This window comes from Streptomyces sp. MS191 (assembly GCF_008042125.1).
Taxonomy (GTDB): Bacteria; Actinomycetota; Actinomycetes; order Streptomycetales; family Streptomycetaceae; genus Streptomyces.
The window spans coordinates 70,356-77,475 of the sequence record NZ_RDBI01000020.1 but is presented as its reverse complement, the minus strand read 5'-3'; the positions used below and the strand labels follow the sequence as shown (position 1 = coordinate 77,475).

Here is a 7,120-nt window from a genome sequence, read left to right as displayed (position 1 = left end):
CCCGACTACCTCTCCACCTTCGCCCTGGACGTGGACACCGCCTCGTACGGCTACGCCCGCCGGACCCTGTCCGAGGGGCGGCTGCCGGACCCGGCGACCGTGCGGCCCGAGGAGTTCGTCAACAGCTTCCGGCCGGACTACCCCCGGCCGAAGGGCGACGGGTTCAGCGTGACGCTCGACGGCGCGAAGACCGGGGAGGACGGCTGGTCACTCGTGCGCGTCGGACTCGCCACCCGTGCCACGGACCGCACGGGCGAACGCCCGCCGGCCGCCCTCACCTTCGTCGTCGACATCTCCGGCTCGATGGCCGAGCCCGGCCGGCTCGACCTCGTCAAGACCTCGCTCGGCACCCTCACCGACCAGCTCCGTGACGACGACTCCGTTGCCCTCGTCACCTTCAGCGACGAGGCGGAGACCCGGCTGCCCATGACCCGCGTCGGCTCCGGCCGCGACCGGATCCACCAGGTCGTCTCCGCCCTGGAGACCACGTCGTCCACCAACGTCGAGGCCGGTGTGCGCACCGGCTACGACGTCGCCGTCCGCGGGCGCCGCGAAGGTGCCGTGAACCGGGTCGTGCTCCTCTCCGACGCCCTCGCCAACACCGGTGACACCGAGGCCACGTCGATCCTGAACCGGATCGACGAGGCGCGCCGGACCCACGGCATCACCCTCTTCGGGGTCGGCGTCGGCAGCGAGTACGGGGACGCCTTCATGGAGCAGCTCGCCGACAAGGGCGACGGCAACACGACGTACGTCTCCACCCCCGAGCAGGCCCGCAAGGTCTTCGTCGAGCAGCTTCCGGTCAACGTCGAGCTGCGGGCCCGCGACGCCAAGGCGCAGGTCGCCTTCGACCGTGCGACGGTCGAGTCGTTCCGGCTGATCGGCTACGAGAACCGGGCGGTCGCGGACGACGACTTCCGCAACGACCGGGTCGACGGCGGCGAGGTCGGGGCCGGGCACACCGTCACCGCGCTCTACGCCGTGAAGACCCGCCCCGGCCGGACGGGCCGGCTGGCCACGGCCACGGTCCGCTGGCTCGACCCGAAGAGCCGCACCCCGCACGAGCAGTCCGGCACCGTGGACACCGGCGTGCTCACCTCCTCGGTCTGGTCCGCCGGGCACGACAGCCTCCAGCTGACCGCCGTCGCCGCCTACTTCGCCGACCGGCTGCGCGGCGGCGACCTGCCCGGCGCGCCGCGGCTGTCGGCACTCGCCGAGTACTCCGGGGCGATCGCCGAACGGTCGGGCTCGAAGGTCGTCAGGGAGCTGACGGACTCGATCCGGCAGGCCGAGAAGCTGGGCCTGCCGGCCGCCGGTCCCTCCCGCGGGGCGGAATCGGAGGATCCGTACAGCGGATGATCCACAACGCCCGCGAGGTGGCCATGGAGCCCGCCATGATGGGCCCATGGCCACCTTGCTGCTCGCCCTCGCCGTCGCGTCCACCGGCCTCTACGCCGGCTTCATGCTGATCTTCCGCACCGGGATCATGCCCGCCCTCGGCCGGCTCGGCGACGCCGCGTTCGTCGACGCCATGCGGCGGATCAACGAGTACGTGCCCAGGGCCGTGTTCCTGACCGTCTTCCTGGGCATCCTGGCCTTCCCCGTCGCGGCGTTCCTCGTGCCGGTGGACGGGCGCAGCGACACCCAGAAGTGGCTGATCCTCGCCGGACTGGTCTGCGCCGCGCTGAACCACCTGGTCACGGTCGCCGGCAACATCCCGCTGAACACCGCGCTGGCCGCCTCGGAGACCACGGGCGAGGACCCGGCCGCCGTCCGCGCCGCCTTCGAGACGCGGTGGAACGGCTTCCACCTGATCCGGACGCTGCTCGTCATCGCGTCCTTCGGGCTGCTGATCGCCGCGTCCCTCACCTGACGCGCTCGCGCCGCCCGGCCGGGGGCTCTCCTACGCGGGCAGTTCCGCGACCGTCGTGATCGCGGTGAAGACCACCTGCCCGTCCTGGCGGCCGGTCACCCGGATCAGCCGCTTCGGGCCGCCCGGGTCGTCCACGGCGGGCTCGGCCTCGATCCAGCAGGGGCTGCCGAACTCGGCGTAGTGGTGGAACGCGGAATCCATCGCCACGGGCAGAGCCGTCCGGCCGGTGGGCGCCTGACCGTGCACGGCCTGGCGGGCGGCCTCCAGCAGCACCATGCCGGGGATGTGGTCGCCGGGGTGGTCGAAGAGCACCGGATGGCGGGTGTCCACCCGCAGCTGCCAGCGGTTCGCGTGCCCGGTCGGGCTCAGCACCACGTCGGCGACCCGGTCACGGCCGACCGCGGCCGGCTCCGTCGGCGCGGCGGGCCGCCCGGTCCAGGGCTGCGGGTCGGTGAGCCGGTCGCCGCGCAGCCGGCGGTACACCTCGGGACTGGTGACGGTGTAGCGGGCGCTGCCGGTGGCGAGGACGCGGCCGCCCTGGCGGGCGACGACCTCGTACCGCAGACCCGTGAGGCGACCGGACCGGCGCCGGACGTCGGAGCAGGTGACGTCGAGGCGCAGCTCCGCGGGGGCGCCGCCGATCCTGGTCAGACGCGGCTCCACGCGGTAGTTGAGCTCCCACATCAGGAACTGGTGGCCCAGGGGGACGTCGAAGCCGACGTGGGCGAGGATCGCGCCCACCTGACGGATCGTCTCCGCGGTCAGCATCGGGTCGTAGTGGGATCCGTCGACGGGGACGAAGAAGGAGTGCCCGCGCGGCCACTGGGCGTGGAAGGTGAAACGGGTCTCGTCCGTCCGGCACCAGTCGGCGGTCAGGAACACCTCGGCGAGGGCGGCCCGGTGGACGTACTCGCGGGGCGCCGTCGTGGTGAGCGGACGGAAGGCCCCGTCGGCCGCGATGTCGGTCGGAGCGGGCGACTGCAGCATGGGAACCCTCGATCAGGGGAGCTTCTGAGCGGTTGTCGGACGACGAGCACCGGGCAAGATACGAACCCGCGAGTCGGTTTCGCAAGCATTTCCGCACCCATCTGTCAGGTCGCTCCGGTCAGGGCCGCACCGCGTACCGGACGCCCGGCGGGTCGGGAGAGATCGCCAGAACGGCAGATGTCCGACTGTTGGGACACCAGGGTTCACGATGGGGACGGCTTCGGGTATCTTCGCGCTGCCGGAAAATCTGTACCGCCGGGTTTGTTTCTCGGACGCCCGAGACGCCGGTCCGGGCGAACACGCCAGCACGCGCGCGGTTCGACCCCTGCCAACCGGCCCCTCGTCGGTCGTCCCTGGGAGCTTTCGTGGAACACCTGCGCCGGATATCCCTGGCCGCCGTCAACATCGACGGCGTCCTGCTGAACGACACCTTCAGTCCGGTCATCCACCACTTCGTGACCAGCCGCGGCGGGCACTACGACGCCGAGGTCGAACGGGAGATCTTCTCCCAGACCCGGCTGACCGCCGCCGCCGCGCTCGGCGCCGCCGCCGGCCTCGACTGGAGCCCCGAGCGGGTGCTCGCCGCCTACTTCGAGGAGCGGGCCGCCCATCTCGCCGAGCATCCGCTGCGGCCGCTGCCCGGCGCCGGCGAACTGCTGCTGCGGCTGCGCGGGCTGGGACTGCGCACGGTCTGCTACGGCGGGCTCGACAAGAGCCACTTCGACCGCCACCTGCACGAGCAGGCCGCGCTCTTCGACGGCCCCGGGTACATCTGCACCGACGAGGTCCGTCCCGGAGTGCGCGAGATCGTCGCGGAGTTCGGCCTGCGCAACGACGAGGTCCTCTTCATCGACGACGTCGCCCGCGTCGCCGAGGCCGCCAGGGAGCTGGGCGTTCCCTTCATCGGCCACCCCAGCGACTTCGCCCACGGTTTCCAGGGCGAACTGATGCGGAAGGCGGGGGTGCGGCACGTCGTGCGCTCGCTGGACGAGATCGACGAAGCCCTGCTGCGCACCCTGGACGCCGAGGCCGCCGACGGCCGGCTCTGGGGCGAGTGAGCCCCACGTGACCCCCGGTCCCGGAACCACTCGCGGGTCCGGCATCGTGTTCCTGCCGAGAACGACGCCCCGCCGTGCGGGCGTCGCCCACCCGACCTTCGAGGGAGACCACCTTCCATGAGCGCCGACCACCGACTGCTGACCGACAAGGTCGCCCTCATCACCGGAGCCAGCAGTGGGATCGGGGCCGCCGCGGCCCGGGTCTTCGCCCGGGAGGGCGCCCGCGTGGTCCTCACCGCCCGCCGCGAGGACCGGCTCAAGGCCCTGGTGGCGTCGCTGCGGGAGCAGGGCGCCGAGGCCGAGTACGTCGTGGCGGACATGACCCGTCGCGAGGACACCCGCGCCGCCGTGGCGCACGCGGTGGATTCGTACGGCCGGCTCGACGTCGCCTTCAACAACGCGGGGTGGGGCACGGGCCGCGAGCCCCTGCACGAGATGGACGAGCAGCTCTACGACCGGATCATGGACGTGAACGTGCGCGGCGTGTGGAACTGCCTGCGCGACGAGATCGCCGCGATGCTGCCCACCGGAGGCGGGGCGATCGTCAACAACAGCAGCGTCGGGGGGCTCCTCGCCACCCCGGTCGCCGCACCCTACGTGGCCGCCAAGCACGCGGTCATAGGCCTGACCCGGGCCGCCGCCGCCGAGTACGCGGCACAGGGCATCAGGGTCAACTCGGTGGCGCCCGGGACCACCCGCACCGAGGTCGTCGCCGAGTGGTTCGCCGCGGTGCCCGGGACGGAGGAGGCGCTGCACGCCGCCACCCCGCAGCCGCGCACGGCCGAGCCGGAGGAGATCGCGGAGGCCGCCGCCTGGCTCTGCAGCGACCGGGCGTCGTTCGTGACCGGCGCCGTCATGCCGGTGGACGGCGGCTTCACGATGGTGTGAGCCGCCTACCGGACCGCATCATGAGCTGGGTGGAACGGTCGGCGGGCGGCTTCTTGTGGCCCCTGCACGTATCCGTCCATACTTGGTTTTTTCGACCGTGACGTGCACGCAGGCACGGAGCGAGCCCGGGGCCCCGCGGGGCCCCGGGCGACGAGAGGGACGTGACCCCCAATGGCGAAGCAGGATCGCGCGATTCGGACGCGCCAGGCGATCTTGGAAGCGGCCGCCACCGTCTTCGACGAGCGTGGTTACGAGGCCGCGAAACTCACCGACATCCTCCAGCTGGCCCAGGTCACCAAAGGGGCGCTCTACTTCCACTTCGACTCGAAGGAGGACCTCGCGCACGCGGTGATCGACRCCCMGKTCTCGGCCACCCCGATGCCGCTGCCCCAGGTCTCCAAGCTGCAGGAGTTCGTCGATGTCGGCATGGTGTTCGCGCACCGGCTGACCCATGACGGCCTGCTGCGCGGCAGCGTGCGCCTGACTCTCGACCAGGGCGGTCACGAGCTCAACCGCGGGGGGCCGTACCGGGAGTGGACCGAGTTGAGCCTGCGCATCCTCAACGAGGCCAAGGCGCGCGGGGAGCTGCTGCCCCACGCCGACCCGGAGGAGGTGGCCCCGCTCATCGTGGGCTCGTACGCCGGGCTGAACATGATGACGCAGGCGCTGGGTCACAACCGCTCCGCGATGGACCGGTGGGCCTCGGTGCTCTACCGCCACGTGCTGCCCAGCATCGCGGTGCCCGCCGTCCTGGCGAGTCTCGACATGGAGCCGGGGCGGGGCGCCCGCGCGCTCGGCGCGGCGGAGTCGGCGGCCGGCTAGCCGGACCGGTGATCTCCGGACCCCTTCTTTTTCGTTGAAAACCATACCTACTTGCTGGTTTCCCTGCGGGGAGACGGCCCCGCCGCCTGCCTGAACGCGAAGAAGTGCGAGCGAAAGCGTACCCACGAGTCGGAGTACGGTCGCGCCGGGTACGCTTCTTCCCGTCTTTTACTGAGCCTTGATGGACTCAGATCCTGGCGAACCGGGCATATCTCCCGGTTCTCGCGCCCAGGGATTCCATACCCAGCGGTTTCTTATTGACATGCCCCCGGGTCTCTTTTCTAATCGTCCCGTGCATGCCGCGCGTAGACACTGAGGGGGCAAAGTGGACGTCCGCATCCTGGGGGGACTCTCGGTGGCCGAGAACGGGGTGTCGATCACCCCGACCGCCGCCGCGCCGCGGCAGCTCCTCGCCCTGCTCGCCGCCCACGCCGACCAGGTCGTGCCGGTGACCGTCCTGATGGAGGAGCTCTGGCCGTCCGGCGCCCCCCGCGGGGCGCGGGTCGAACTCCAGTCCCACATCCAGGATCTGCGGGCCCTGATCACCACCGCCCTGCGCGACGCCGAGCCGAGGACCGCGGCCACCGGCTGGCCGGAACGGCGCACCGCCGACTCCGTCCTCGTCTCGCTGCCCGGCGGCTACCGCCTCGACACCGGCGGCGGGTCCCACGATGCCTGGCGGTTCGAACGGGCGGCGGGCGCCGGCTACCGGGCCATGGAGGCCGGCGACCTCCAGCGAGCCGTACGACGCCTCTCCGAAGCCCTCGCCCTCTGGCGGGGCACCCCCTACGCGGGGGTTGCCGCCGGACCCCGGCTGCGCGCCGAGATCGAGCGCCTGGAGACCTCCCGGCTGAGCGTCCTCGACCAGTGGGCCGAAGCCCAGCTGGCCCTCGGCCGCCACTTCGAGATCATCGGCGAACTCGCCGAACTCGTCGCGCAGTACCGCACCGACGAGCCCCTGCACGGCCAGTTCATGGTCGCGCTGCTCCGCTGCGGCCGGCAGGACGAGGCGCTGGAGGTCTACCAGCGGCTCTGCGAGGGACTGAAGAAGAAGGCGGGGCGGGAGCCCTCGGCGCGGCTGCGCCGCCTCCAGCGGTCGATCCTGGCCATCCGGGACACGGCGCGCGCGGCCCGGCCGCTGTTCGTGCCCGGCCACTCCGCCCGTCCCCGGCTCGTACCCGCGGGGTTCTCCCTCTGACGCGGCGCCGGGCCCCGTACCGGACGGGTGGCCCGGACTCGGCCCGGGAGCAGGGGAGTTCCGTCCCGCCGGCCTCCTCCGCCGGGAGATGCCCGGCCGGACCGGCGGAGGGGATACTGCACAGTGCCCGGGACGGGTCCGCTCGGCGGTCGACGGCCCGTCACGACCCCGGGCCCACGGCCGGATCACACCGCCCGTGACCACCATCGACCGCCGGCCCGGAGCTTGACCGGCTCCGGACGGCAGTACGGGCTCCCTCGCGGCGCCCGATCCGCTCGACAACGGGGGTTGGGA

7 protein-coding genes are annotated in these 7,120 nt (G+C 72.3%); 6 read left to right on the top strand and 1 reads right to left on the bottom strand.

Translation table 11 applies throughout. The features are described from left to right. Positions 1-1,359, top strand: a 1,359-nt coding sequence (locus EAO71_RS02825; RefSeq protein ID WP_147976162.1) for a vWA domain-containing protein, incomplete at its 5' end; no start/stop codon positions are given. 46 nt (positions 1,360-1,405) lie between these two features. Then, the gene (locus EAO71_RS02820; RefSeq protein ID WP_147976161.1) at positions 1,406-1,873 is read left to right on the top strand and encodes an anthrone oxygenase family protein; all 468 of its coding nucleotides are present in this window, start codon (positions 1,406-1,408) and stop codon (positions 1,871-1,873) included. A 30-nt stretch (positions 1,874-1,903) separates the two neighbouring features. Here EAO71_RS02820 and EAO71_RS02815 read toward each other — a convergent pair whose 3' ends face one another. After that, positions 1,904-2,860, bottom strand: a complete 957-nt coding sequence (locus tag EAO71_RS02815; RefSeq protein ID WP_147976160.1) for a ScbA/BarX family gamma-butyrolactone biosynthesis protein — start codon at positions 2,858-2,860, stop codon at positions 1,904-1,906. A gap of 365 nt (positions 2,861-3,225) precedes the next feature. Here EAO71_RS02815 and EAO71_RS02810 point away from each other — a divergent pair, with 365 nt between their 5' ends. The 4 genes from EAO71_RS02810 (at position 3,226) to EAO71_RS02795 (ending at position 6,826) form a co-directional block, all read left to right on the top strand. Next, on the top strand, positions 3,226-3,918 hold the full coding sequence (locus EAO71_RS02810; RefSeq protein ID WP_147976159.1) for an HAD family hydrolase: 693 nt from the start codon (positions 3,226-3,228) through the stop codon (positions 3,916-3,918). Positions 3,919-4,035: 117 nt separating this feature from the next. Next, positions 4,036-4,806 carry a glucose 1-dehydrogenase gene (locus EAO71_RS02805; protein ID WP_147976158.1) on the top strand — a complete coding sequence of 257 codons (771 nt, stop codon included), beginning with the start codon at positions 4,036-4,038 and terminating at the stop codon, positions 4,804-4,806. Positions 4,807-4,977: 171 nt separating this feature from the next. Then, the gene (locus tag EAO71_RS02800) at positions 4,978-5,628 is read left to right on the top strand and encodes a ScbR family autoregulator-binding transcription factor (protein ID WP_187282533.1); all 651 of its coding nucleotides are present in this window, start codon (positions 4,978-4,980) and stop codon (positions 5,626-5,628) included. 325 nt (positions 5,629-5,953) lie between these two features. Continuing rightward, positions 5,954-6,826: an AfsR/SARP family transcriptional regulator gene (locus tag EAO71_RS02795; RefSeq protein WP_147976157.1), complete on the top strand. Its 873-nt coding sequence runs from the start codon at positions 5,954-5,956 to the stop codon at positions 6,824-6,826. The last annotated feature ends 294 nt before the right edge of the window (positions 6,827-7,120 follow it).

What these genes read in the sequence shown, in the direction of transcription:
- EAO71_RS02820 (WP_147976161.1), top strand. Translation starts at nt 1,406, where the DNA reads ATGGCCACCTTGCTGCTCGCCCTCGCCGTCGCGTCCACCGGCCTCTAC.
- EAO71_RS02805 (WP_147976158.1), top strand. Translation starts at nt 4,036, where the DNA reads ATGAGCGCCGACCACCGACTGCTGACCGACAAGGTCGCCCTCATCACC.
- EAO71_RS02815 (WP_147976160.1), bottom strand. Translation starts at nt 2,860, where the DNA reads ATGCTGCAGTCGCCCGCTCCGACCGACATCGCGGCCGACGGGGCCTTC.